Raw genomic sequence first — 23684 nt, 5'->3', positions numbered from 1 at the left:
CACGCCTTTAACTTGCCGCGGCGCGAATTTCGCCGCTTGCTGGCCGGCATGACAGGGACCGTAATCGAAACGCTGGGATTGACCCGGCGTTATGGCAAGTTGACGGCAGTCGACAAGCTGGACCTCACAGTCCAGCGCGGCCAAATCTACGGCTTCCTCGGCCCGAACGGCGCTGGCAAGACCACGACCATCCGCATGTTGCTGGGCCTGATACGCCCCGATGCGGGCACAGCCCAAATTGCCGGTCATGATTTCGACGTCGATCGCCAGACTGCTCTGTCGCGCGTTGGATCGATGGTCGAGTCGCCGGCGCTTTATCTCAATCTCACTGGGGTGGAGAACCTTACCCTCACCTGCCGCCTCAAACGGGTGCCAACTTCCGATATCGCCCGCGTACTCGAGATTGTCGATCTCACCGCAGACGGCAAACGCAAGGTGAAACAATACTCGCTCGGCATGCGCCAACGGCTTGGCATTGCCCGCGCCCTTCTCGGCCAACCCGACCTTCTCATTCTTGACGAGCCGACCAACGGGCTCGATCCGGCCGGCATTCGCGAGATTCGACAGTTGCTGGCTGAAGCGCCACAGCGCTTTGGAACGACCATTCTCGTCTCCAGTCACCTGCTGAGCGAGGTCGAACAGATGGCCAGCCATGTCGGCGTCATGAACAAGGGGCGCCTGCTCTTTCAGGGCACTCTGCCAGCGCTGATGGCGAGTGCGCCGCACCAGCTCGACATTATAGTCAGCGACCCGGGCGGCGCGCTGTCACTCGTAGCGTCAGGCCACCCGGAAGCCGTCCATACGCCCCGCGGCGTGAGCATTCCCGGCGTCACTGAAACCGAAGCAGCAGCGCTGAACCGCCGCCTCGTCGAGGCCGGCCACGAAGTATCCGGCCTCGCCCTGAAACCGCCGGCTCTGGAAGACATTTTTCTGCAACTAACAAAGGAATCGGCATGATCGGCGTCTTGCGTTCCGACTTCCTGAAACTGCGCCGATCGCTGGTCCTGCTGATCGTCGCGGTTTCGCCGGTCATGATTTTCCTCCTCGGCGTGCTCGTCATGATCTCCGGCAATGCCAGCGGCGAATGGACGACGACGGCGCTGTCGGGCATGGCCGTCTGGGCATATTTCCTTCTGCCGATGACGGCGACCGGGCTGACCGCGCTGATCGCCCAGCTGGAACACGGCACAAATACCTGGTCGCACATTCTTACGACGGGTGTGCCGCGTTGGCAGGTCTTTGCCTCCAAGGCCTTGCTGACGATTGCGCTAATGGCCTTTGTCAGCGCGTTGGTCTGGGCCGCAATCTTTGCTGCCGGTCACCTCGGTGGTGCACTTGCTCCTGCCAATGCCCTGGCCGGCGCACCACCCTATTTCGCCGGTGCGCGGCTCCTGGCCCTGATGTGGCTGGCCAGCTTCCTGGTCACCGCGATCCAGCTCGCTATCGCGCTGCGCTTTGCCAGTTTCGCCCTGCCGGTTTCCGTCGGCATCGGCGGCACTTTCGTGGCGGTCGCCGCAACCGCTTCGCGCTGGGGGCTGGTCTTCCCGTGGCTGTTGCCGGTGAATGTGCTGGCGACGGATGCCGCACGCAGCGAGTTGGCCATCGCCATCGGCGCAATTGGCGGGCTCACCGCCTTTGCAGCGATGATCCTATGGCTGTCGCGCAAGGATTGGAGCTAGCTCCCCTCTCCGCCGAAACGCGCCGTCCATTCTGCAACCTGGTCATCATCGATTTTGGCGAACAACACGTCCGGCGGAGACACTGCGAGGCCTTTCGGCAGCACGTCCAGCAAATCCACCGCCGGCTCGCTCGGCCACCGGCGATTGCCGTCTGGCACGCCGAGACAGCTAAGGATTTTCGCCGCCGTGTGCGGGATAATCGGCTGCGCCGCGATGCCCATCAGCACGGCGAGATTGAGCGCGGTACGCACGCCGACGGCGGCCTTGTCGCGGTCTGTCTTGAAATGCGTCCAGGGTTCGGCGCGGGTAAGATATTCATTTCCGGCTGCCCACAGGGCACGCGTCTCGGCAGCCGCCTGCCGGAACCGCATCGCCTCGTAATTCTGCGCGATCGCGGCCAGGCGTTCATCAACCTCACGCGCCAGCCAGGCCTCGTGTTCACCGGGTTCACCTCCCTCGGGCACGACACCGTCGAAGCGCGACTTGTTGAATCGCAGGATACGATTGATGAAATTGCCGAGAACGTCGGCGAGGTCCTTGTTCACCACGCCCTGGAAATGCTCCCAGGTAAATTGCGTGTCCGAGCCTTCCGGCGCATTTGCGATCAGATACCAGCGCCAGTAATCGGCGGGCAAAAGCTCCAGCGCCGTATCCATGAACACGCCGCGTTTTTCCGAGGTCGAAAATTTGCCGCCATACCAGTTCAACCAATTGAAAGCCTTCAGCCGGTCAACCGTCTTCCACGGCTCTTCCGAGCCGAGGATCGTCGCCGGGAAGCTGACCGTGTGGAAGGCGACATTGTCCTTGCCCATGAACTGGATGTAGGTGACGTCGTCCGCGCCCTTGTCGGTGCGCCACCAGCTTTCCCAGTCGCCGTCATGGGCGAGCGCCCATTCCTCGGTCGCGCCGATATAGCCGATCGGCGCATCAAACCAGACATAGAAGACCTTGTTCTCGAAGCCGGCGCGGACCTTGCCGTCGCGCGCCACGGGCACTCCCCAGGCGAGATCGCGCGTGATCGAACGGTCGCGCAGACCTTCATCAAGCCACTTGTTGGCAATCGAGACCGCAAGCGACGGCCAGTGATCGGCCGCCGCATTGACCCAGTCGCGAAGCTTCGGCTCCATCTTCGTTTGCAGAAGGTAAAGGTGCCGCGTTTCTCGCACTTCCAGATTTTTCGAGCCGGAAATCTTCGAATAGGGCTCTTTCAGATCGGTTGGCTCCAGCAGCCGGCCGCAATTATCGCACTGGTCACCGCGCGCCCGCTCGAAATCGCAATGCGGGCACGTGCCTTCAACATAGCGGTCGGGCAGGAAGCGCGCATCGTCGATCGAATAGACCTGCTCGTCCGCCCGTTCCTCGATCAACCCCCTGTCTTCCAGCACGGCGGCAAAGTGCTGGGTCAGGCGGTGGTTGGGCGCGCCCGACGTGCGGCCGAAATGGTCATAACTCAGCGCAAACCCCTCGCCCGTGGCGCGCTGGATCTCGTGTTCCCGGTTGCAATAGGATTTCACATCGACGCCAGCCGCTGCCGCCGCTAGCTCGGCGGGCGTGCCGTGTTCGTCGGTTGCACAGATGTAGAGCACGTCGTGGCCACACAGCCGCTGGAAGCGCGCATAGACATCGGCCGGCAGCATCGAGCCGGCGAGATTGCCGAGATGCTTCACGCCGTTGATGTAAGGTAGCGCGCTCGTGATCAGGTAACGGGCCATTTTCGCTTCGCCTTTGTCCCTTTTAATTCTAGAGTTTTCCCCTGTTGCGCGAGACATACGCGCGAATGACTGGGGAGGAAAGTCATGGACGTTTTTGGCGTCAGTATCATTGCAGTTCTGCTTTCGACCGTCGGCTTCATGCTCGTCGGCATGGTCTGGTACGGGCCGCTGTTCGGCAAGCGCTGGATGGCGCTCAACGGCTTCACCGAGGAGTCGATGAAGGACGTCAATATGGGCCTGACCATGGCCAAAGGCGTGGTCAATTCACTGATCGCCTCGTTCGGCATCGGTTTTCTGATCCATGTGACCGGTCAGTCCGGCCTCATGGCCACGCTGCACATTTCCATCATGGCCTGGTTCTTCTTCGCGGCCACCACTGAGATGCTCAAACACATCTGGGAACGCCAATCGCTCGAACTCACCGGCATCCACCTTGGAAACCAGCTGGTCGCCTATGCGCTTGCAGGGGTCATCTTCAGCTTCTTGTAACGACACCCGAAGCGGGCAGCTAACCAAGGGTCTGTACGATCACGCCGGCGACCACACCAAGGCTCGCCACCAGTCCGAAATAGGGCGCCCAGACCGGCGCCCTGAAGCCGTTGTCGTGCACGACTACGGATTTTGACCGCACGGCGATCAAGGCTGCATTGACCAGTGCAAAGACCAGCAGGGTGACCGTCGACGCAGCAATCGCCAGCGGACCCAGCGCACCGGTCAGCGTCAGAGCTGCCACCACAAGGCCAGCGAGTAGCGTTGCGCGCATCGGCGTTCGTAGAACGCGATGCACCCGGCCCAGCGGCGCTGGACCGAGACCGCGGCGCGCCAGGCCATAAAGCACGCGTGACGCCATCATCAGCTGCACCAGCGCGCCATTGATCATGGCCAGCACGGCGATCATCGCGACCGGCGCCCCGGACAGCCCGGTCGACTGCTCGAACACGGCCGCCAGCGGGCCGGCCTCCTGCCCCAGCTGGACCGGGTCGACCGCTCTCACCGCGACGAACGACACCGCTGCATAGAGCACGGCCGAGATCGACAGCGTCAGCAGGATGGCGAGGGGGACAGTGCGGCGGGCGCTCCTGGTCTCCTCCGCCATGTTGACGATATCCTCGAAGCCGATGAAGGCGAAGAAGGCCATGACGGTCGCCGCGAACACGCCGGGCCACGGAATGCCGGTGGCGATCGCGGGCGGCGGCGCCGCCAGCGCATCCGGCGCCGCGACCGCTATGATCAGGATGAGGCCAGCCGCCTCGACCAGGGTGATGGCGCCGGCCAGCCAGATCGAGAGCTCGACACCCCAGGCGGCAATGGCCACCAGGACCGTGATCACGACGAGGACCGGGATCCATGACGGCAGCGCAACGAGTTCGGAGAGATAGCCGGCAAACCCGTTGAGCACGACCGCCGCCGAGATCGACCCCGAAACCACCACGCCATAACCGGCCAGGCCGGTGATCCACCGGCGTGAAAAGGCATGATCGACATAGGCGGCCTCCCCCGCCGCTTCCGGATAGCGCGAGGACAGCTCGGCATAGGACAGGCCGGTGAAGGCGGCGAGCGCTCCCGCCAGCAAGAAGGCCAGGGGCGCATGCAGACCGGCGGCGCCCGACATCTCGCCGATCAGCGCATAAATCCCTGCACCCAGCGTGACGCCGAGCCCGTACAAGGTCAGGCCCGTCAGGCCGACAGCGCGCTTGAGCCGGATCATCTCCTGCCGATAGCAGAGCCTGTTCAGCAGCGAAAGCTTGTGCACGACGATTGACCCGATTATCAGGATGGCGCAACGCGGCCGGGACGGCACGCGCGGGGCCGGCTTAGCTCAGCTGGTAGAGCACCTGATTTGTAATCAGGGGGTCGGGGGTTCGAGTCCCTCAGCCGGCACCATTCCAAATCAGTCTGCTGGAGACAGAAATTATGATCCGGTGGATCAAAATTAGATGCGGAATGCCCCGGCAGGGGCCTTTGCTCTCTTCGAAAGCTTCGGCCGAAACGTTTGTAATGGCCCCGGAAATGCCCACCTCCCGCTTAAGGCCTCGGCCCCTCCGGATTTCATTGCTTAACCGCGGGAACGGCGCATAATCGCCACGCACGCGGTCTTCCGCGTCAGGCAAAGGGGAAAAAATATGAAATATCGTTGCGCGGCGCTTGGTGCCGCTCTGGTCGCAGCTGCGGGGCTGTCGGTCCCGGCCGCCGCCCAGAACTACAATCTGAACCCGACCTACGGGACCTATAACCTGCAATCGGGCTTCCTGCCCGATCCGCAGACGATCAACGTCATTGCAGGCGGCCCGAACAACGTGTCAGCAGCCACGGGCGGACAATGCGCCGGCTATGCTGCCGAAGCACCGGACGTGCGCATCAACTTTTCTGGCGGTTCGTTCGACCGGATCAATTTCTCGGCGCTGTCGGACGCCGATACCACGCTGATCGTCAACGATCCGAACGGTACGTGGTGGTGCGACGATGACAGCGGAAATGGCCTCAACCCGTTGATCGAACTGACGCCAATCTCCGGCCAGTACGACATTTGGGTCGGCACCTACAGCCCGAATACGGCACCGGCGACACTCGCGGTTTCCGAACTGCCTTATGGCAGCGCACCGGCGCAGCCCGCCGGTCCCGATTACACGCTGAATCCGACTTACGGCACGTTGAACCTGCGGTCCGGCTTCCTGCCTGATCCGCAGCTGGTCCAGGTTGTCGCCGGCGGCAATACCGATGTCGGCGCGATGACGAATTACGAATGTGCCGGCTATGCCGCCACGGCGCCGGACGTCCGCGTCAACTTTACGGGCGGCTCCTTCGATCGCATCAATTTCTCGGCCGACTCCAGCGCCGACACGACGCTGATCGTCAACGATCCGCAGGGAAACTGGCATTGCGATGATGACAGCGGAGAAGGCCTCGATCCGCTGGTCGAGCTGACGCCGATGAGCGGTCAGTACGACATCTGGGTCGGCACCTACGGGCGGAATACGGCGCAGGCAACATTGGCGATCTCCGAACTGCCCTATGGCAGCGCCCCGGCCATGCCCCCGGCTCAGTCTTCCGGACCCGATTATTCGCTGAACCCGACATATGGCACGTATACGCTTCGCTCCGGTTTCACGCCTGATCCGTTCGAGGTCCAGGTCGTCGCCGGCGGCAGCAACAGCGCCTCCAACTGGAGCGGCGGGCAGTGTGCCGGCTTCATCGCCGATGCACCGGATGTCCGGCTGATGTTCCAGGGCGGCTCCTTCCCGGAGCTCTACTTCTCGGTCGGGTCGGGGTCCGACACGACGCTCGTGATTAATGATCCCAACGGCAATTGGCATTGCGATGATGACAGCGGCAATGAGGGACTGAACCCGTTGCTCCGCATGGCACCGATTTCCGGCCAGTACGATATCTGGGTCGGTACTTACGGCTCATCGACGGCCAATGCCGTGCTGTCGATCTCGGAACTCTATTCGCGCTAGACCGCGATAATTCCAGAACCTGCGCCGCCGGGCTTCCCCGGCGGCGTTTTTTTCGCGCCCGCCGGACCGGATTTTGTTTTCTGCCAGCGCGATCCTGCTTAGGCTGGGTGTCTGACCAGGGGGAGGCCAGGATGCGCTATCTGCTGATCGCCGGATCGATCGCCGTCATCATCGCCATCTGTGCCGGACTTTATGTCTACGGTGTTTTCCAGGGCTGGCATGGCCAGCCGCGTGGGCCCGGCGAGATCACAGGGGCGGCGGTGCCGTCGCAAACCATCGAGGACCGGATCGCGCGCATAAACGAGACCGCGCAAATACTCGGCGAACCGGAAGACACCGAGATCCTGTTCGGCGATCTGCACGTGCATTCCACCTTCTCTACCGACGCTTTCGTCTGGGCCTTGCCGCTATTGCGCGGTGAAGGCGCCAATCCGCTGGCGGATGCCTGCGATTTCGCCCGGTATTGTTCCGCCCTCGATTTCTGGGCCGCCACCGATCACGCCGAAGCGCTGACCCCGACGCGCTGGAGCCAGATCATCGACACCGTGCAGCAATGCGCGGCACGCTCGGATGCAGACGGAATACCCGACGTGATCCCGTTTGTCGGCTTCGAATGGACACAGGTCGGCGCCTTTCCGGACGATCATTACGGCCACAAGAACGTGATCTTCCGCTCGCTCGATCCATCCGAGATCGCCGCACGGCCCATTGCCGCGGCCGGCGTCACCGTCCGGGCCCTGCGGGACAATGCGCAAGCCATGCTGCCGCCGCAGATTGCTTTTCTCGATCTCGCAAACCGGCAGGATTATTACGATTTCGGCAGGTTCGTTCAGGATGTGCGCGACGTGCCCCTGTGTGACGAGACAGCCGAATCCGGCGCCCTGCCCCGCGATTGCTATGAGATCGCAGCAACGCCCGGCGAACTCGTCGCGCGCCTGGAAAGCCAGGGACTTGACCCGCTTATCATCCCGCACGGTTCTGCCTGGGGCTTCTACACGCCGCCGGGAACAAGCTGGAACAAGCAACTCGATCCCGCCCAGCGGCCCGAGGCTTTCCGCCTGATCGAGATTTTTTCCGGCCACGGCAATTCCGAGGAATACCGTCCCTGGCGGCCGGTCATCGGCGATGTCGACAATCTCGTCTGCCCGTCGCCTTCGAACGATTTTCTTCCATCCTGCTGGCGCGCCGGCGAGATCATTCGCGAGCGCTGCGAGGACGAAGGCCTGTCTGCAGATGTCTGCGACGAGCGCGCGATGATCGCCCGCGAGAACGCAGCTTTTGTCGGTCTCGCAGGCCATCTCACCGTGCTGGGTGAAGCGCCCGAAGACTGGCTGGACTCCGGTCAGTGCCGGGATTGCTTCCTGCCGGCTTTCAATCACATCCCGACCACCAGCGTGCAGGCCGGACTGGCGACCACGCATTTCGCTGACGATGGAGAGGAATTCCGCTTCCGCTGGGGCTTCATCGGCTCGTCGGACACCCATACGGCGAGGCCCGGCATCGGCTACAAGCCCTTCGAACGCCATTACATGACCGATGCCGGCGGTGCCGTGAGCCAGGACATCGCGGAACGTTTTCTGCCGCCTGACGGCGAAGCCCCGGCGCAATCCAGCCCCATTACCCGTGAGGAATTGATCCAGACCGCCGGCTTCCAGATCACCGAGCTCGAGCGCCAGGCCAGTTTCTTTACCGGCGGCGGACTGGTCGCAGCTCATGTCGGCGAGCGTTCTCGAAACGGCCTCTGGTCGGCGCTTGAGAACCGGCAGGTTTACGCAACATCCGGCCTGCGCCAGCTGCTCTGGTTCGACATGATCGATGCAGATGGAAATGCAATTGCCGGTATGGGCGCCAACGTCGAGCAGGCCGGCGATCCCGTGTTCCGTGTCCGCGCAGCTGGTTCCTTGCGCCAGAACCCCGGCTGCCCCGATTACGCGGTTCGCGGCCTGTCGCCGGACCGACTGGAACAGCTTTGCCGCGGCGAATGCTACAACCCGGCAAATGAACGCTATCGGATCACCCGCATCGAGATCGTGCGCATCCGCCCGCAAGTCGCGGATGGCGAACCGCTGGACGGGCTTATCGAGGACACCTGGCGAACGCTTCCCTGCGATGACGTTGGTGAAGGCTGCGAAGTCGTCTTCAGTGATCCCGAATTTGCTGAAGCCGGTCGCGACACCGTCTATTATGTGCGCGCCATCCAGCAACCGTCCGGCCAGGTCAATGGCGACCCGTTGCGCTGCACCTATGACGAGAACGGCCGGTGCATCGAAGCCAACCCGTGTTTCGGCGATTATCGCACCGACATGAGCGAGGATTGCGCGGTCGACGTCGAGCACCGCGCCTGGTCCTCGCCCATCTATCTGGCCCATATCGCCAGTGACGCACCCGGCGTGGTCGTCGAATGAGCCTTACCCGGTGGGGATGGGGGGCTGGCGCCGTGGCGGGCGGTATCCTCGTGCTGGCCGCTTCCCTGTGGCCGGACCGAAGCGACGTCGCAGCCGGAAGCGATGCTGCCGCCATCGTCAACGGGCAAGTCATTCCGGTCGAGGACATCGAGATCGCGCTGGAAGCCATGGCGCGTGACAGCCGCAACCCTTTGACGACAGACGATACCGTGCGCGCCATCGAGCGCCTGATTGACGAGGAGTTACTGTTCCAGCGCGGGCTGGCGCTCGACATGCCGCGCAATGCCTCGAACGTGCGCCGTACCATTGTCATGACGATGATCGATTTTGCCCGCGCCAATGCCGAACCCTTGCCGTCCGACGCCCAGCTTCGCGCCTTTTTCGAAGCCAACATTGAATATTTCTCCGCGGAGGACCGCTACCGGGTCAGCTGGGAATCGGCCGCGACACCGGACGGTGCGCGGCGGCGACCGGCCGCCCACCCGCCGGACCGCCTGCTGACCGCCACCGATCTGCGCCGCTATCTCGGCGACGCGCTGGTTTTCGCGGCGCAATCTGCCACGCCGGGTGAGACACTCGGCCCGGTGGAGCTTGGCGGCCGCTTTCATTGGCTTACCGTGACCGAATACACGCCGGCCGGCGTTCCGCGCTTCGAGAACCAAAGACGCCGCATCGAGGTGCTCTGGCAGGAACGCGCCGAAGAGGCTGCGCTTGAGGACTATCTGGCCGAATTGCGCCGGGCGGCGGTTATCGAGCGCCAACCCCTGCCCGACGAATGAGAACGCTGCTGGCGCTCGTCCTCGCGGTGCTGGCTGCGGCATCGGCACAGGCGCATGAGCGCAGTCGCTCGAACTCCGTCTGGACCGAAACGGAGACCGGCCTCTCTGGCCGGTTCTATCTCGAAGCACGGCAAGCCACGCTCTTGCTGGCACTGGATTCCGGTGGAATCAGCCTCGAGAATGCCTATCGGGAAAGACTGATCGACGGCCTTCAGTTGCGGCGCGGCGAACAGGCCTGCGCCCTCGACGCACCGCCCCTCATCCAGCTGCGTCCGGACGGACGGCTGGAGGCCCGCAGCCACTGGACCTGCACAGCTGGCGGCACGCTCGCAATCGATGTACGTGTTTTCTCGCCGCTGTCCGCCAACCATGTCCACTTTATCCGCCTCGAAAGCACCGAGGGAATTTCCGAACAGGTGTTGTCACGCGGCCGCACGACGGCAGAGTTCGAACCAGGGAGTGAAACGTCACAGGCAAACTGGTCGCGATTTCTTTCGCTGGGCTTCACGCACATTATCGGTGGCCCCGATCATGTCGCTTTCGTACTGGGCTTGATGCTTCTGGTGTCTGGCTGGCGGCGGATCGCTATTGTCACGCTCGGCTTCACGCTGGGTCATTCGGTGACTCTGGCGCTCGCCGTGACGGGCTGGGTCTCGCCCCCCGGAGCTGCCGTGGAATCACTGATCGGCTTTTCCATCCTGTTCATCGCAGCCGAAGCCGCGCTAACGCGGCAGGAAGGGCTCCATGTGGCTGGCTGGGGTGGCGGAGCAGCCCTTCTCTCCCTCGCAGCTCTCGCCGCATTGACCGGCAGCGCATTGGCCTGGCCGATCTGGCTCGGTCTGATCCTCCTGACGGTTACCTATTTCCACTGGCTTGCGGCTGGCGGACGTATCGATACGGCGGCACCAGCGCTGAGCGCAGGGTTTGGCCTGGTTCACGGCGTCGGGTTCGCGGGCATCCTGCTCGAGATCGATCTGTCGGGCGAGGCACTGATCGCATCCTTGATCGCCTTCAATCTCGGGGTTGAAATTGGGCAGATCGCCATTGTCGTCATCGCCCTCGCCGTTATCTCATTCTTGCGCAGGATCGCGCCGGACCAGGTGCTGACGACCGGCCGGACCGCCATGATCGCCGGCCTCGCCGGGCTCGGCAGCTACTGGTTCCTAGGCCGCGCCTTCCTCTAGCCAGCGCCCGACCTGCCACAGCCGGTCCTGTCCGAACGCTGCGCGGTCGCCAACCCGGAATGTGGGCACACCCCATTGACCCAGGGCGAACATCTCCTTCCGGTTGGCCTCGACGGCCTCGCGCCAGCTTTCATCGGACAATGCGTCCTGCGCAGAAGCCCAGTCCAGCCCGGCGCGCTCGACGATTCGCCGCAACCCGGCATCGCTTGCTGCATCTATGCCCTCGGCCCAGACACCCGTGTAGAAGCTCTGGGCGAAGTCGACACCTTTGCCGTCGGGAATGGCCTGATGAAGGACCGCCAGTCCGCGTTCAACGCCCCTGCCCACCGGATCCTCGATCCTGCCGAATGGCAGGCCGAAGCGTTCGGCTTCGCGCTTCACATCGCGGACGATGTAGAGCTGTTTCGCACGCGGCACGGGCAGTGAACGCATCACCATTGGCAGGATCGGCTTCAGCATGAGATCCGCTTGCCAGCGCTTCGCCAGCACCGGCGCGCGCATCATGGCCAGATAACTGTATGGACTGCGGAGCGAGAAATACATGTCGAAAGCGCCGCCTGTTGGCCCGTCAGGTTCCGCGATCGGCGGGAATACGAGCTCGTCATCATTGGCGCCCAGCCGCCGTTCGAGATGATGCAGGCGGTCGATACCCCAATACCACTCCCCCTCGAACCAGATCATCCCGCTTCCGTAATGGCCATGGGCCTGCCGCCAACGGGCATTGTCATCGGGATCGCCCAACGCTTCGACATCCGAATGACTGCGTGGAATCCGATAGGTCCGCCGCAGCGCTTCGGCATCGCGGCGCGCCCATTGGGCCAGCTTTTCCGGCTCCGGCGCGGCGGAGGTGTCTGGCGGTCCGACGGGACGCAGTTCGAAATCGACATTGTACACGCGCGCCAGTCCGGGAAGGACGTCGAGCAGAAGCTCGGAATACGGCTCGTCTGCTTCGTAGAACAGAACCAGCGTGCGGTGCCGCCGCGCAACTGTCCGCGCCACGGCGCGACAGCCTCGGGCAACGCTGCGCACACGTCGGCTGGTCAGGATTTGCGTGAATGCCGATCGCAAGCTCATGGCATTGACGTGCGGCAGGGAATGAGCAACTGACCTTCCAGCCCGGCCTTCCGGTGAACGGCGATCTCGGCAAACTCCGGTGTCAGGCTGATCTCAACGAGGGTTCTCGGCGACGGATAAGTCATGATTGCGGCCATGTGCCAGTCATCCTCGATCTCGCCGATCAGCAGCGGTCCCATATCGCCGGTAAAATCCAACGATCCGCCAGCCTTGAGCACCAACTGAGTCATCGGGACGGCATAGCGGAAATAGGCGTCCTTGCCGGGCAGATCGGCATCGCGCCCGTCCGGATAGGCTGCCTTTTCACGAAACCGCAACAGGTTCAGCATCGAGACCGGCGAACCGCCAGCTTCCATGAAGCGGGAAATCTGTGCCTCGGTCGGCTCCAGGGCATTTTTCATTCGGTCCCTCCCTTGAGCGAGAGGAGGCAGCACCCCTATCGCCGGGTCAAGCTTGGACTTCTTCCAGTCCCAGCGCCAGAAGTCCGCCGAGGACCGCCATCACTGCCATTAGAGCCAGCACCGGAACCGGACCGGAAAACGCTGCAATCACGCTGAACACACCGCCCGCAAGCAGTACAAGGCCGACAATCGTGTTGGACAAAGCCGTGAATGCTGCGCGGTTGTCCGCATTGGCCATGTCGGTAAGGTGTGTCGACCGACCGAGCCGGACGCCCTGATAGGCAATCATCAGCATGAACAGCACAGGCGGTAGCGCAAACAGCGGGTGCAGCCATCCAGCGAGCGCGAATCCAACCGTCGCAGCCAGTCCAGCGGCAGCGGCGATTGCTGAAAACACCAGCACCTTGCGGCTCGATCGGTCCGAGAGACGCCCCCAGACATAGCTGCTCGACAATCCTGCCAGCGCCGAGGCCAGCACCAGAGCACCCAGCGAAAGGCCGCTATCGGTCTGTGCGGCTGCGATCATGAAAGGCGGTGCCAAAGCGGTGGCGGTCAGTAGCGACCGCACAAGAATGAAGCGGCGCAATTGCGGCTCGCTCTTCAGGAAGGAGAGATTTTCCATCGCCGCTGAGATGGCCGATTTGCCGCCTTCCGTCGCGCCCGGCGCCTCCCGCAGTGTCGTAAACAGCGCAGCGCCGGCCAGCCACGCAATTGCGGCCAGGAACAAGGCGATCGTCACCAGGGTGAGCCGCTCGACCAGCCCGGTTGCGAGCAGGCCGGCAAAGACAATCACAGTCACTGACGCGATCGTACCCGCAAGGCCTGTCGCAGTGCCGCGACGCGACTTGTCTACGGTCTTGCCCAGCACGTCCTTGTAGCAGACGGAACAGACGCTGCGCGCTAGTGCCAGTACAGTGAGAGCGGCGATAATGACGAGGCCCGCAAGCTGGCCTTCCAGCGACAGCGCAGCGAAAGCGATGACCAGCGCAGACAGACCCTGCACGGCGGCACCCGCTGCCCACGCCCATTTGCGCTGCTGCAGACGGCGCAGCGCACCGGCAGTGAACAATTGCGGCAGCAAGGCACCTGCTTCCCGAATCGGAACCAGAAGGCCGACAAACGCTGCCGGCGCCCCCAGCTGCAGGAGCAGCCAACTCAAGACCAGCTTGGGATCGATCAGCCCGTCTGCGCTTTTCGACAGCGCCAGCGATCCGACATGGCGAAAGAATTTTCCAGCTTCCTCACGGCACGCGCTCTCCGGTATATCCGGGCAAGCCCGGCCCTCATCGTCAATCGCCACAGCGTTGAACGCCGGACGCAACCAGCTATCGGCGCTCTCGTTGCTCATGCGGTCCGGAACTAGGGCCGTAAAGGTCACACGGCAAGCGCTCAGCCAGTAAACGATACCCGCCCCACCGCAAATGTCGGGGACCACGCGCAAGATGCAATCCGGCTGCAAGACAAGCTGTGCGATGTCGTACCGCATGCGGTGCGGCTGGATTGGCCCGTGAGTTCGTTTAGTTTGCCAGACGCCAAGCGAGGGGAATTTACATGCGTTGGATAGCCGTCCTGATGAGTGCGAGCGCGCTGGTTGCGTGCGGCAATGGTGGAGAAACTGTGGATCAAGCCGGGGCAGCGGCAGCGCCGAACGGATCCGAAGACACGCCGGCCCCGGTTTCATCGGTCAATCTGTCAGCACTGCCCGCCCCCTACGATACAGCTGATTACGATCTCGGCCGGCGGCTGTTCAGGCGCTGCGGGTCTTGTCACACCGTCGCGGAGGCCGGCAGTCACCGCGTCGGTCCCAATCTCTACGGATTGTTCGGCAGTGAAGTTGGCAGCGCGGAAAACTTCAATTACTCGCAGGTGCTGCGGGATGCGGACTTCATCTGGACCCCGGAGCAGCTCGATTCGTGGCTCGCAAATCCGCGCGAATTTCTGCCCGGCAACCGCATGTCATTCGTCGGCCTGCGCGACGCCGAGGAACGCCGCAATGTCATCGCCTATCTGATGTACGAAACCGGCGCGGCGTCCGATTAAAAGCGCCGCCACCAGCTCATGACGACACCGGATTCCGCGATCGAATTGCGGCCGTGGACGGTGGTAAATGCCCCGAGCATGAGCTCGCCGCGCCGAAATCGCCGGCCTGCACTGATCTGAACCTTGTGCTGGACAAAGGACCGGTTGTTGCGGCGCCGGTCGGTGGCACCGCTAGTCAGGAAGGATTGCGCCATCACGCTGTAGCGATCCGACAACCGCCAGCCCAGCGTGGCGTCGAAACGGGTTTCGGACGGGTATTCGTCGCTTCGCCAAGTGTAACCGAACTGCAGGTCGAGAAATCCGCGACGCCGGAGTGAACGGCCGACGAGCGCCCGCATCTCGATCCCGTTAGCACCATCGCCCAGCGGCCGGTCGGCGACATTCTCGCCCCCGCCCGGGACGACAGCCGAAATCTGGCTCGCGGCAATCCAGCGCCCGGATTCGAACACCTTGAACTGAAGGCCAAGCCGGCTCGCGGCGAGACCCGATGCGGTATCGGTGATGCCGTCATTGTCCTGGCTGACCTGCTGACCGGCGAGCTGCAGGACCAGCGTCAGACGCTCTGTCAGACCGAATTCCGAATACAGCGAGGTTTCGAATTTGGAGAAATGGAGCCCGGCCTGCCGGCGTCCTTCCCGATCAATCAGATCGTCGGCCTGTGAAAGCAAAAGGCCGGAGATGACAATGCCCCGGCCCTTGTCCTGGCCCCAGGCTCCGGCATCAGCGGGCGCTGCGAAACCACAAAATATGAGCAGGACCGCTACTGATCGTAACCTGGCGACTCCCGGTCGACGCGCGTGCGCAGGGCAGCCCAGGCGATTTCGAGGAAGAACTCGTTCAGCACGCCCTCTTCGCCCTGCTTGTAGACCTTGTCCTGCATCTCCTTGTCCCAGTGGATCAACTCCCCGCCCGCTTGCGCCATGGTCTGTATCCGACATGCACGCTCAAGTAGATAAATACGTAAATACGCCTGAAACGGGTGTGAGCCAACCGATAATGTGCCGTGATTTCGCAAAATCATCGTGTGTTTCTCGCCGAGGTCAGCGACCAAGCGTGCTTTTTCTTCCTCGACCAGCGCCAAGCCCTCATAGTCGTGATAGGCGACGTCCGACATGATATTCATGGCCAGCTGGGAGATCGGCAGCAATCCATCCTTTTGCGCGGCCACCGCGACGCCCTGGTCGGTATGCAGGTGCATCGCGACCGTCACATCCTCGCGCGCCGCATGGATGGCCGAGTGGATGGTGAAGCCGGCCGGATTGATGCCATAGGTCGAAGGCGGCAACACATTGCCGTCGAGATCCACTTTCACCAGATTCGACGCCGTCACGTCTTCGTACAGCAGGCCAAAGGGATTGAGCAGGAAATGCTCGTCCGGTCCGGGCACGCGCATCGAAATATGCGTGAAAAACAGGTCATCCCAGCCATGCATGCGCACGAGCCGGTAAAGCGCTGCAAGGTCGCAGCGGGCTTTCCACTCTTCCTCGGAAACCTGTTCTTTCACGCTTTGTGGCGCCTGATCGTCCATGAATTCCTCCCTTTGCGGACCCAAGATCGTTCGCAAGTCCCGCCGCGTCAATCTCGCCCGCAAATCGTCGATTTAACGGTCAATAAACCATGTCGGGGCAGCACTGATGTAACATAACCTCATCGGCAGGTTCGAATCGGCAAGGCAATGAGCAGTATCGGTATAGCCCTGACACAGCTGGCGCGCGTCCGCGATCCGCAAAGCCGGGCAGCCTTGGCTCTAGGCGTGACGGATATTTGTGTCGCCAAACCGCTGACCAACCGTATCGAACCGCTGGCCAACGACATTCTGCTGTCGCTGGCACACAAGGTGGAAGAAAGTGTCCGCATCAAGATGGCGGCCCGCCTTAGCGAATGCGATTGGGCACCGCGGGGGATTGTCCGTTTTCTGGCATTCGATGCGCCCAGCGTGGCTGCTTCGGTCATTGCCAGGAGCCAGGTTCTGGAATCCGATGATCTCGTGGAGCTTGCCAAGCAAGGCAGCCGCGAACACCGTGTTCTGATCGCCGAGCGCCGCCATATCGGCATTGCTGTGTCCGATGCGGTTGCGAGCAGGTCGGAAATCGATGTGCTCTCTGCACTCAGTGCCAACCAGTCGGCGCGCCTGTCTTCGACCACCATAACGAAATGTATCAATGCGGCTGGTCAGGCACCGGACATTTCGCGGCAGTTACTGGAACGCGACGACATACCTTCAACTCTGATTGAACGCCTGATGGACGAAATCTCGACCGCGGTCCGCTCTCAGGTCGAGGCCCATTTCGACCTGTCGCCCGGTGTCCTTGATTCGCTCGAATCCCAGGACACGTCAGCGGCACCAGAACAGGATGAAGACGAGGAAGCGCGAATTATCGTGGCGCGGATGGCCGCGGCAGGTCAGCTCAAGGGCACGGTCGCAGTGCGCGCGATTGCCGACGGCAAGACCGTCCTGTTCGACCATGCCATCGCGGATCTTTGCGGTATTTCGGCAGATCAGTGGCGGACGGCCGTGGGCATCTCCAGTGTACGTGCCACGGCACTGGCCTGCCGCGCAGCACGGATCGACACGAATCTGTTCCCGTCTGTTTTGCGGGGGATGCAGCGCGCTGGCCGCGTCCAGGCAGATTTGTCACCCGACGCGATGGCTGGCGCAGCCACTGTCTTCCAGAAATACACGCCCGGAAGCGCCTATGATGCCTTGCGCCGCCTGGTTCCCGGGGATTGAATGACACCTTCCATTTCCGGAGGCGTCAGTGAGCCCCATAGACCTGCCTGAAAATCCGGCTATCGCCTTCATGGCAAGCCAGCGACCGGAAGCGCGCGCAGCTGCCGAGCGGCTGGCCGCAACATACGGCAATGCGGATCTCTCTAGTGCAGATGTTGTGGTTGCTCTCGGCGGCGACGGCATGATGCTGGAAGCGCTGCACGCCGTTCTCGGCCGGGACATACCTGTTTACGGGATAAATTACGGATCGGTCGGCTTTCTGATGAACAATCCGGCAGAAAACGATCTGCTGGATCATCTCAGTCGGGCCGAGAAAACCTCGATCCATCCGTTGCGGGCCTCCGGTACGGATATCTCGGGAGAAACATTTTTCGCGCTCGCCATCAACGAGGTCTCACTGCTGCGCGAGACGCGCCAAACCGCCAAGATCCGGATTTCGGTAGACGGACGTATCCGCCTCGATCAGCTGGCCGCCGACGGCATCATGGTTGCCACGCCAGCGGGCTCGACCGCGTACAATGCCTCTGCGCACGGCCCGATTCTGCCGCTTGGCTCCCGGGCGCTGGCGCTGACGCCGATCAGCGCTTTCCGCCCGCGCCGCTGGCGCGGCGCCCTCTTGAGCCATGACAGCAAGGTGCGGTTCGAAGTGCTCGAGCCGGAAAAACGTCCCGTCTCGGCCGTCGCCGACAATCAGGAGTTTCGCGACATTGTGTCTGTCGACATCGAAGAGGCAGACGATGTGCGCCTCCACATGTTGTTCGACGAGGGTCGCGCCCTTGGCGAACGCATTCTGATCGAGCAATTCCAAGCCTGATGGCTTAGGCCGCCGTTAAACATCATTTGCTAGTGCATTCACCAAGTTCGCTTGTCAAAGGCGACAGCAATGGGTGGTTAGAATGCAATCGTTTTCCGGCAGGCTAGACATGACGGTACTCATCTGCAGCGCGTCACTACGATTCCGGCAATCGCTGGAAACCGTTCTGTCTGCAATGGGCTGCGTGTCAGCCGCGAGTGTCGGCGATGCCGGCGAAGCGCGGCAGCAGTCAAACACGCAACACTTTGACATCGCGATCGTCGACGCCGACACCTTTGAGGCACAATCCGGTCTTGATATCCCGATGGTTCGCCTCGTTTCGGGATCCGTCACCGCCGAAGCGGATAACGCGCTTGCCAAACCGTTTCGTCCGGCCGAATTGGCGCAATTGCTCACCAACAGCCTCGCCGAATCCGGATCTCAAGCACCGTCGACTGCGCACGCCGCCACTCCCTGAACCGAGGACGTCCCGAAATGGTCAAGAAGCAACAACCCATTGAGATGATAACCCCGCCGAACATGCTGCGGGTCAAAATCGGCGGGCGAATCGGACCGATTGACGAACAAGCCATTGCACGTGCGGAAAAAGCGCTCGACGACATGAAGGATGTCTTCTCCGAATGGCTTGAAACGGAAGTCGGCAAACTCGAAGTGGCTGCCAATCGCGTCCAGGCCGAAGGTCTGGACGGCGAGGCCGGCTTCGAGCTGTTTGCGCGCGCACACGATTTGCGGGGCATGGGGACGACTTACAATTTCCCGATCATCACGCGGATGGCGGCGTCGCTGTCCAAGCTGATCGAGACGGACGAAAAACGCGCCATTGCGAGCGCGAAACTGGCGATTGCGCACACCGGAGCAATACGTGCTGCCTTGCGCCAGGATATTCGCGACGAGAACAACCCGGTCGGCCGGGCGCTCGCCGAAGAACTGGAAACGCAGGTTCTCGAAATGGTCGCCGAATTCGAGGATCAGCCGGCCAAGGCGGCAGGGTAATCCTCGCTTTCGTCCTGGTCCAACCGGGCCAGGATGTACTCCAGGTCTTCCTCTGGGACGCTCTGGAACTGGGTCAGCGAACGTTCGACCAGCCGACGGCGGAAAATGATCCGTCCTTCCTCTCCCGACCCCATCTCGATCGAATGATAGGTTTCGATCGCGGCCCGGATTGCCGGCAGCAGTCGCGGCGGCAACCCCGTGCGCTCGAAGATGGCTTTCAGGCCAAGCGGCCCCGCATCATGGACCAGCAACCATGCCTTCGAATGCGGCACGCCCGCGAGAATGGCCACGGCGTGCTCGAAGAAGGACATGTGTCCGCGCATTAGTGCACGCAATATGATCGACGGCGTCAGTCGGCCGGACGTTTGCAGCTGGGCAACAAAGCGCGGCATGTCGGGCGCGACACCGGCTTGATCGACCAGGTCGACGGTCGCCCGCTCGCGCGCCTCTTCTGCCATGTCGACCGCGATTTGCGGCGGCAAGGCATGACGCCGCACGAGCCTTTGCAGCGCATCGTCGCTGACGCGGGCAATGATCTTCTCGGTAATCTCGATCGGCAAGGCGGCGCGCGAAACAAAGGAATCCATAACGGTCTGCGAATGCGCGAACCGGTTGATTGTCCGCTCGTAGGTTTCGAGGTCGAACTCGGCACCGTCATTTGCCGCTGCAATTCCCATCACACTTTCATCAGCATAATCGATCAGGGCGTTGATGACCGGTTTCGTGACCGTCTCGCGCGCTGCCACCGCGGCCTGTTTCGCGGCCGGCTGGTTGCGAACAATGTCGACGAGCTCTTCCTCGGTAAACACCGGACTTCCGGCGATCACCGGAACGGCAATGGATTCGATATCCATCGCCAGCTTCATGGCGATTTCTCTCGGAAGATGATGCGATCGCCGCAGCGTGACCGCCAGGGAGCGGCGCACAAGCGTTGCCGCATCCTGGGCAACCATGGCGATGATGGCATTCGCCGCCTCGCGCTCCTGCTCGGTCAGATCTGGCGTGTCGATGCGCTGACAGATCTTGCGAACTGCCAAGGCTCGGTCTTCAGCTGACTCGCCTTTGACGAGGCGCCGGATGTCTTGGTCGGTCAATCGTGACCGCATGGCTGTAAGGCTCATGTGCCCGTCCCGTTGCTCAGCGAATGCGTCGATTCGATTCGCTTCGACGACAAGGCTCCGCCTCTCGCGTTAACGATTCCTTGCATGGCGGGCTAAAAAGTTAACTGCGGTTGTCGTCGTCACGCGCCGGCGCATCGAGCGACGCGAGGATCGCCACGACTGCCGGCGACAAGGTACCGCCATTCCCGGCCAGGCCAATGCGACGCGACAGGAAGGGTGCAGCCTGATCCAGGCTGGGGGATTCGAAACGCAGGGGCACACTCGAATTCGGTGCGGCCGGCGCTTCCCGCGATGGGATCGACACAGCTTCTTCCCGCGTCAGCCCGGCAAGCACTTCGCGCACGTTTCGCGCGCGGCCACCATCGAAGAACACGTTGCGATTGGCCGCAGCAGCGGCGGGAAACAAGGCGTCTGCCCGCGCAGTGGGAGTCGATTGCGCCGCATTGATCAATTCGGAAGCACCGCCTGCGCCAAGAAAGTGTGCGGCGTAAAGTTCGCCTGATGTCGGCTGACGACCAATTCGGCTCTCCAGCAGGGCCGCGTTTTCGGCAGCGAGCTCACCCGCCATGCGGGCAGCCACTCCGGCGTCGAACCGGAGATCAAGGATGCGTTGTCGCTCGACCGGATCGTCTACCGAATAGCGCCCGTTTTCGCCCTGCTCGATGAGGTTTGCTTCACGCCCGAGGCCGTGATCGGCACCGTGGCGCTGCATCATCGCGAACCAGGTCTGCTCGAGAAACTGGTACATGCCTGCCGCGCTTGATGTCGAAGCACGGGCGTTCGCATCGAAATTGCTTTCCCGCGCGGCTGTCCTGACCATGAAATCGAAATCCGCACCGGTTTCCTGCGAAGCGCGGGCAATCAGCGCATGCGTTGATTCAGATGCCGGAGAAATCGTGCTCATGAAATCGACTCGATTTGATTCACGACGCAGTCTTCGGTCCAGCCGCTAACTTGCCGTTAACGCTCATCGAAGCGGCGCGCGGAGAAGCTGGCCGCAACCGGCCGGCCGCCGAGCACGGCGTCAGCAAGCACTTCTGCGACTGCAGGCGAGAAGAGGACGCCATTGCGATAAAGCCCGAGGGCCAGGAAAACGCCGGGCGTACTGCTTTCGCCGAGAATGGGATGGCCGTCCCGGGTGCCGGGGCGAATGCCGGCCCAGCGTTCGACTTCCGGCGCGCCTGCCAATCCGGGGAACAAGGCAACTGCGCGATCCCGCAGAATGCTTATGGCGTCGGAGTCGACCGCCAGATCACTCGAACCGGCTTCACTCGTCGCCCCGATCACGATGCGGCGGTCCGGTTTCTGCGAAAGATAGACTGCCTGGGCGCGTATGCAGCCCGGCAGGGTCAGGCCCTGTGCGCCGACGGACAGCATCTCGCCTCTGACAGGGAGAATGGCGTTGCACGCAGGATCAACGGTCGCCAGGCGTGTGTCATGCCCGGTCGACAGGACAGCGGCATCAAAGCGCATCTTGTCGGCTCCGCAGGTCAACTCGACGCCGCTGCCTGTCATTTCCTCGATCGCCGTAACCGCCCGGTTCTCGTGAACTTTTACGCCCGCCGCGCGCAGCGCCGAGACAAGGCGCTGGCCCAGCAACCGATTGTCGAGCTCACCATCTTCGGGGAAACGCAACGCCGCATCGGCCTTTATTCCTGTTGGTGGCGTCACCGGGTCGGCGCGAAACCCGAGCCGGCTGGCGGTGGCTGAAAGGCGTTCCAGCCAGGCCCGACCGGCCGCACCTGATGCCGGCGACACCGAGCCGGCCGACCGGTAGCCGATGGCGTCCTGTTCGAGTAGTTCCGACCAGTCGCGCCACAGCTCGAGCCCCCGCCGCGCCAGGGCTGCCATGTCGGGGCTGGCATCTGATTCTGCGCTTTCGAAAGCGGCCGCCAACATGCCACCTGACGCCCAGAGTGCGCCCTCGCCCGCCCGGCCGGCTTCAATAACGGTCGGGACCAGCCCACGGCGCGAGAGCTCAAACGCACAAGCCAATCCGGCAATTCCGCCACCCACAATCGCGATCCGCGCGCGCGAAGTTGATTTGACTGTCATTCGGCTCGGCTTCATGTCGGGGACACGCAAACTAGCGTGCTTTTCGAGGAGTGCGAGATGAAGTCACTGATTTACGCAGCTCTGGTTGCCGTCGCGGCATTCACTGCGCCGGCGCTGGCACAACAGGACAGCAATGGAGAAGGTCCGCGTTGCCTTCGCCTCACGAACATCAATGGTTACAGCGTGATCGATCGCCATCACGTCGTGCTCCGGGGCGGCGCCAGCCGCCATTACCTGGTCACCACGCGTCATAGCTGTCCGGGGTTGAATTTTGGCGCCCGCATCGCAACGACATTTGGCGAGACCGAAACGATCTGCCCGCCCATGGTCGAGTATCTGATCCCGGACGACGGCTTTCGCTGTGCGATCGACACGATCGAGGCCGTCGAAAACGTTGACGCCGCCCGGGCGCTTATTGACGCACGTGCCGCTGCCGCAGCTGCCGACGACAGCAACGGGTCCGACTAGGCGTAGCCCTGCGCGGCAATGTGCGCGCGCATCGCGTCGATCCGCGCTTCGTCTGACGGGTGCGTGGACATGAATTCGAATGACGCATCCTGGTGCAGCGTCGACATGGCCACCCAGAAATCGAGCGCCTGGTGCGGGGCATATCCGGCCATGACCATGTAATCGACGCCAAGCCGATCGGCCTCGAATTCGTGTTGACGCGAATACGGCAGGATCACGCCGTAAGTGACACCGGCCCCCAAGGCAGCCGCCATGTCGTCGTTGAAATCCACACCTTGTTGCTGCAGCAACGCGCCTGCGATTTGCAATCCGATCTGGCTCGCACGTTGCTGGCTGGCCCGCTCCGCTGCATGCCGGCCTGCGACATGGCCCATTTCGTGCCCCATCACCGTGGCGATGTGCCCGTCCTCTTCCATGATGTCGAGAATGCCCCGGTAGAAGGCAACTTTGCCGTTCGGCAACACCCAGGCATTTACCTGGTCTGAATCGATGACCACAAATTCCCAATCGAGATCGGCCAGCCCGGTACGCGCAACCATGTTCGCGCCGACCCGCTGAAGCCGCCGGTTATAGCGCGGATCCCGCAGCACGCGTTCGCGCTGCAGGGCCTCCTGCCAAGCCTGCTGCGACAGCAGCATGATCTGGTCATTCGACACCAGCTGCAGCTGGGAGCGGCCGAGCGCACTGTTCTGCGCACATCCCGCAACCGGGATGATGGTTCCAGCCGAAATGCCGAGAACAATATCACGGCGACTCATCGGAATTTTGCG

The 23684-nt window shown here is 62.5% G+C and carries 24 protein-coding genes and 1 tRNA gene; 14 read left to right on the top strand and 11 right to left on the bottom strand.

The window, feature by feature from the left end; genetic code table 11:
- The first annotated feature begins 48 nt into the window (after positions 1-48).
- Together ACOOFN_RS12180 and ACOOFN_RS12175 are read left to right on the top strand one after the other, a co-directional pair.
- Positions 49-957 (top strand): ABC transporter ATP-binding protein, encoded by a 909-nt coding sequence (locus ACOOFN_RS12180; protein ID WP_420431857.1) that lies wholly within the window; start codon positions 49-51, stop codon positions 955-957.
- A complete protein-coding gene (locus tag ACOOFN_RS12175; protein ID WP_420431855.1) occupies positions 954-1679 on the top strand; it encodes an ABC transporter permease in 726 nt (241 codons plus the stop codon). Before ACOOFN_RS12180 ends, ACOOFN_RS12175 begins: the two co-directional genes overlap by 4 nt.
- Here the strand turns inward: ACOOFN_RS12175 and metG are convergent.
- Positions 1676-3391: a methionine--tRNA ligase gene (metG, locus tag ACOOFN_RS12170; RefSeq protein ID WP_420431853.1), complete on the bottom strand. Its 1716-nt coding sequence runs from the start codon at positions 3389-3391 to the stop codon at positions 1676-1678. The genes ACOOFN_RS12175 and metG overlap by 4 nt on opposite strands.
- 84 nt (positions 3392-3475) lie before the next feature.
- Between metG and ACOOFN_RS12165 the strand changes: the two genes are divergently transcribed.
- Positions 3476-3880: a DUF1761 domain-containing protein gene (locus ACOOFN_RS12165; protein ID WP_420431851.1), complete on the top strand. Its 405-nt coding sequence runs from the start codon at positions 3476-3478 to the stop codon at positions 3878-3880.
- A 19-nt stretch (positions 3881-3899) separates the two neighbouring features.
- On the opposite strand, the gene ACOOFN_RS12160 is transcribed toward ACOOFN_RS12165, so the two are convergent.
- Positions 3900-5099 carry an APC family permease gene (locus ACOOFN_RS12160; protein ID WP_420431849.1) on the bottom strand — a complete coding sequence of 400 codons (1200 nt, stop codon included), beginning with the start codon at positions 5097-5099 and terminating at the stop codon, positions 3900-3902.
- Between the two features lie 100 nt (positions 5100-5199).
- Here ACOOFN_RS12160 and ACOOFN_RS12155 point away from each other — a divergent pair.
- The 5 genes from ACOOFN_RS12155 (at position 5200) to ACOOFN_RS12135 (ending at position 11217) form a co-directional block, all read left to right on the top strand.
- A tRNA-Thr gene (locus ACOOFN_RS12155) sits at positions 5200-5275 on the top strand.
- 239 nt (positions 5276-5514) lie between these two features.
- A complete protein-coding gene (locus ACOOFN_RS12150; RefSeq protein ID WP_420431847.1) occupies positions 5515-6849 on the top strand; it encodes a hypothetical protein in 1335 nt (444 codons plus the stop codon).
- 131 nt (positions 6850-6980) lie between these two features.
- On the top strand, positions 6981-9254 hold the full coding sequence (locus ACOOFN_RS12145) for a DUF3604 domain-containing protein (protein ID WP_420431845.1): 2274 nt from the start codon (positions 6981-6983) through the stop codon (positions 9252-9254).
- Positions 9251-10033, top strand: a complete 783-nt coding sequence (locus ACOOFN_RS12140; protein WP_420431843.1) for a hypothetical protein — start codon at positions 9251-9253, stop codon at positions 10031-10033. The genes ACOOFN_RS12145 and ACOOFN_RS12140 overlap by 4 nt, the downstream gene beginning before the upstream one ends.
- Positions 10030-11217 carry a HupE/UreJ family protein gene (locus ACOOFN_RS12135; RefSeq protein ID WP_420431841.1) on the top strand — a complete coding sequence of 396 codons (1188 nt, stop codon included), beginning with the start codon at positions 10030-10032 and terminating at the stop codon, positions 11215-11217. Before ACOOFN_RS12140 ends, ACOOFN_RS12135 begins: the two co-directional genes overlap by 4 nt.
- Here the strand turns inward: ACOOFN_RS12135 and ACOOFN_RS12130 are convergent.
- Genes ACOOFN_RS12130 through ACOOFN_RS12120 form a run of 3 tightly spaced genes read right to left on the bottom strand, consistent with a single transcriptional unit; the run spans position 11197 to position 14040 of the window.
- Positions 11197-12291, bottom strand: a complete 1095-nt coding sequence (locus tag ACOOFN_RS12130; protein WP_420431839.1) for a DsbA family protein — start codon at positions 12289-12291, stop codon at positions 11197-11199. The two genes, ACOOFN_RS12135 and ACOOFN_RS12130, sit on opposite strands and share 21 nt — an antisense overlap.
- Positions 12288-12692: a DUF1330 domain-containing protein gene (locus tag ACOOFN_RS12125; protein ID WP_420431837.1), complete on the bottom strand. Its 405-nt coding sequence runs from the start codon at positions 12690-12692 to the stop codon at positions 12288-12290. Before ACOOFN_RS12125 ends, ACOOFN_RS12130 begins: the two co-directional genes overlap by 4 nt.
- 46 nt (positions 12693-12738) lie before the next feature.
- On the bottom strand, positions 12739-14040 hold the full coding sequence (locus tag ACOOFN_RS12120) for an MFS transporter (RefSeq protein WP_420431835.1): 1302 nt from the start codon (positions 14038-14040) through the stop codon (positions 12739-12741).
- A 203-nt stretch (positions 14041-14243) separates the two neighbouring features.
- Here ACOOFN_RS12120 and ACOOFN_RS12115 point away from each other — a divergent pair, with 203 nt between their 5' ends.
- Positions 14244-14732, top strand: coding sequence for a c-type cytochrome (locus tag ACOOFN_RS12115; protein ID WP_420431833.1), 489 nt, complete (start codon positions 14244-14246; stop codon positions 14730-14732).
- On the opposite strand, the gene ACOOFN_RS12110 is transcribed toward ACOOFN_RS12115, so the two are convergent.
- Positions 14729-15400 (bottom strand): hypothetical protein, encoded by a 672-nt coding sequence (locus tag ACOOFN_RS12110; RefSeq protein ID WP_420431831.1) that lies wholly within the window; start codon positions 15398-15400, stop codon positions 14729-14731. The two genes, ACOOFN_RS12115 and ACOOFN_RS12110, sit on opposite strands and share 4 nt — an antisense overlap.
- Positions 15401-15492: 92 nt before the next feature.
- Positions 15493-16260: a class II aldolase/adducin family protein gene (locus ACOOFN_RS12105; RefSeq protein ID WP_420431829.1), complete on the bottom strand. Its 768-nt coding sequence runs from the start codon at positions 16258-16260 to the stop codon at positions 15493-15495.
- 147 nt (positions 16261-16407) lie between these two features.
- Here ACOOFN_RS12105 and ACOOFN_RS12100 point away from each other — a divergent pair, with 147 nt between their 5' ends.
- From ACOOFN_RS12100 to ACOOFN_RS12085, 4 genes are all read left to right on the top strand, one after another.
- Positions 16408-17463, top strand: a complete 1056-nt coding sequence (locus tag ACOOFN_RS12100; RefSeq protein ID WP_420431827.1) for a DUF2336 domain-containing protein — start codon at positions 16408-16410, stop codon at positions 17461-17463.
- Between the two features lie 37 nt (positions 17464-17500).
- Positions 17501-18277 (top strand): NAD kinase, encoded by a 777-nt coding sequence (locus ACOOFN_RS12095; RefSeq protein ID WP_420435067.1) that lies wholly within the window; start codon positions 17501-17503, stop codon positions 18275-18277.
- A gap of 109 nt (positions 18278-18386) precedes the next feature.
- Complete coding sequence (locus ACOOFN_RS12090; protein ID WP_420431825.1) at positions 18387-18734, top strand: hypothetical protein; 348 nt, start codon at positions 18387-18389, stop codon at positions 18732-18734.
- A 62-nt stretch (positions 18735-18796) separates the two neighbouring features.
- Positions 18797-19270: an Hpt domain-containing protein gene (locus ACOOFN_RS12085; protein ID WP_420431823.1), complete on the top strand. Its 474-nt coding sequence runs from the start codon at positions 18797-18799 to the stop codon at positions 19268-19270.
- Here the strand turns inward: ACOOFN_RS12085 and ACOOFN_RS12080 are convergent.
- The 3 genes from ACOOFN_RS12080 to ACOOFN_RS12070 form a co-directional block, all read right to left on the bottom strand.
- A complete protein-coding gene (locus ACOOFN_RS12080) occupies positions 19246-20391 on the bottom strand; it encodes a DUF2336 domain-containing protein (protein ID WP_420431821.1) in 1146 nt (381 codons plus the stop codon). The two genes, ACOOFN_RS12085 and ACOOFN_RS12080, sit on opposite strands and share 25 nt — an antisense overlap.
- 100 nt (positions 20392-20491) lie before the next feature.
- Positions 20492-21295, bottom strand: a complete 804-nt coding sequence (locus ACOOFN_RS12075; protein WP_420431819.1) for a hypothetical protein — start codon at positions 21293-21295, stop codon at positions 20492-20494.
- Positions 21296-21351: 56 nt separating this feature from the next.
- Positions 21352-22446, bottom strand: coding sequence for an NAD(P)/FAD-dependent oxidoreductase (locus ACOOFN_RS12070; RefSeq protein ID WP_420431817.1), 1095 nt, complete (start codon positions 22444-22446; stop codon positions 21352-21354).
- Positions 22447-22503: 57 nt separating this feature from the next.
- Here ACOOFN_RS12070 and ACOOFN_RS12065 point away from each other — a divergent pair, with 57 nt between their 5' ends.
- On the top strand, positions 22504-22914 hold the full coding sequence (locus ACOOFN_RS12065) for a DUF6491 family protein (RefSeq protein WP_420431815.1): 411 nt from the start codon (positions 22504-22506) through the stop codon (positions 22912-22914).
- On the opposite strand, the gene ACOOFN_RS12060 is transcribed toward ACOOFN_RS12065, so the two are convergent.
- The gene (locus ACOOFN_RS12060; protein ID WP_420431813.1) at positions 22911-23672 is read right to left on the bottom strand and encodes a M48 family metallopeptidase; all 762 of its coding nucleotides are present in this window, start codon (positions 23670-23672) and stop codon (positions 22911-22913) included. The two genes, ACOOFN_RS12065 and ACOOFN_RS12060, sit on opposite strands and share 4 nt — an antisense overlap.
- Between the last annotated feature and the right edge of the window lie 12 nt (positions 23673-23684).

Source organism: Hyphobacterium sp., assembly GCF_965217055.1.
Classification (GTDB): domain Bacteria; phylum Pseudomonadota; class Alphaproteobacteria; order Caulobacterales; family Maricaulaceae; genus Hyphobacterium.
Note: the sequence above shows the minus strand (reverse complement) of the source record. Positions and strands in the feature narration are given on the sequence as shown.

Excerpts from the sequence above, each read along its gene's own strand:
- ACOOFN_RS12180 (WP_420431857.1), top strand. The coding sequence starts at position 49 with ATGACAGGGACCGTAATCGAAACGCTGGGATTGACCCGGCGTTATGGC.
- ACOOFN_RS12175 (WP_420431855.1), top strand. The coding sequence starts at position 954 with ATGATCGGCGTCTTGCGTTCCGACTTCCTGAAACTGCGCCGATCGCTG.
- metG (WP_420431853.1), bottom strand. The coding sequence starts at position 3,391 with ATGGCCCGTTACCTGATCACGAGCGCGCTACCTTACATCAACGGCGTG.
- ACOOFN_RS12165 (WP_420431851.1), top strand. The coding sequence starts at position 3,476 with ATGGACGTTTTTGGCGTCAGTATCATTGCAGTTCTGCTTTCGACCGTC.
- ACOOFN_RS12160 (WP_420431849.1), bottom strand. The coding sequence starts at position 5,099 with ATGATCCGGCTCAAGCGCGCTGTCGGCCTGACGGGCCTGACCTTGTAC.
- ACOOFN_RS12150 (WP_420431847.1), top strand. The coding sequence starts at position 5,515 with ATGAAATATCGTTGCGCGGCGCTTGGTGCCGCTCTGGTCGCAGCTGCG.
- ACOOFN_RS12145 (WP_420431845.1), top strand. The coding sequence starts at position 6,981 with ATGCGCTATCTGCTGATCGCCGGATCGATCGCCGTCATCATCGCCATC.
- ACOOFN_RS12140 (WP_420431843.1), top strand. The coding sequence starts at position 9,251 with ATGAGCCTTACCCGGTGGGGATGGGGGGCTGGCGCCGTGGCGGGCGGT.
- ACOOFN_RS12135 (WP_420431841.1), top strand. The coding sequence starts at position 10,030 with ATGAGAACGCTGCTGGCGCTCGTCCTCGCGGTGCTGGCTGCGGCATCG.
- ACOOFN_RS12130 (WP_420431839.1), bottom strand. The coding sequence starts at position 12,291 with ATGAGCTTGCGATCGGCATTCACGCAAATCCTGACCAGCCGACGTGTG.
- ACOOFN_RS12125 (WP_420431837.1), bottom strand. The coding sequence starts at position 12,692 with ATGAAAAATGCCCTGGAGCCGACCGAGGCACAGATTTCCCGCTTCATG.
- ACOOFN_RS12120 (WP_420431835.1), bottom strand. The coding sequence starts at position 14,040 with ATGAGCAACGAGAGCGCCGATAGCTGGTTGCGTCCGGCGTTCAACGCT.
- ACOOFN_RS12115 (WP_420431833.1), top strand. The coding sequence starts at position 14,244 with ATGCGTTGGATAGCCGTCCTGATGAGTGCGAGCGCGCTGGTTGCGTGC.
- ACOOFN_RS12105 (WP_420431829.1), bottom strand. The coding sequence starts at position 16,260 with ATGGACGATCAGGCGCCACAAAGCGTGAAAGAACAGGTTTCCGAGGAA.
- ACOOFN_RS12100 (WP_420431827.1), top strand. The coding sequence starts at position 16,408 with ATGAGCAGTATCGGTATAGCCCTGACACAGCTGGCGCGCGTCCGCGAT.
- ACOOFN_RS12090 (WP_420431825.1), top strand. The coding sequence starts at position 18,387 with ATGACGGTACTCATCTGCAGCGCGTCACTACGATTCCGGCAATCGCTG.
- ACOOFN_RS12085 (WP_420431823.1), top strand. The coding sequence starts at position 18,797 with ATGCTGCGGGTCAAAATCGGCGGGCGAATCGGACCGATTGACGAACAA.
- ACOOFN_RS12080 (WP_420431821.1), bottom strand. The coding sequence starts at position 20,391 with ATGAGCCTTACAGCCATGCGGTCACGATTGACCGACCAAGACATCCGG.
- ACOOFN_RS12075 (WP_420431819.1), bottom strand. The coding sequence starts at position 21,295 with ATGAGCACGATTTCTCCGGCATCTGAATCAACGCATGCGCTGATTGCC.
- ACOOFN_RS12070 (WP_420431817.1), bottom strand. The coding sequence starts at position 22,446 with ATGACAGTCAAATCAACTTCGCGCGCGCGGATCGCGATTGTGGGTGGC.
- ACOOFN_RS12065 (WP_420431815.1), top strand. The coding sequence starts at position 22,504 with ATGAAGTCACTGATTTACGCAGCTCTGGTTGCCGTCGCGGCATTCACT.
- ACOOFN_RS12060 (WP_420431813.1), bottom strand. The coding sequence starts at position 23,672 with ATGAGTCGCCGTGATATTGTTCTCGGCATTTCGGCTGGAACCATCATC.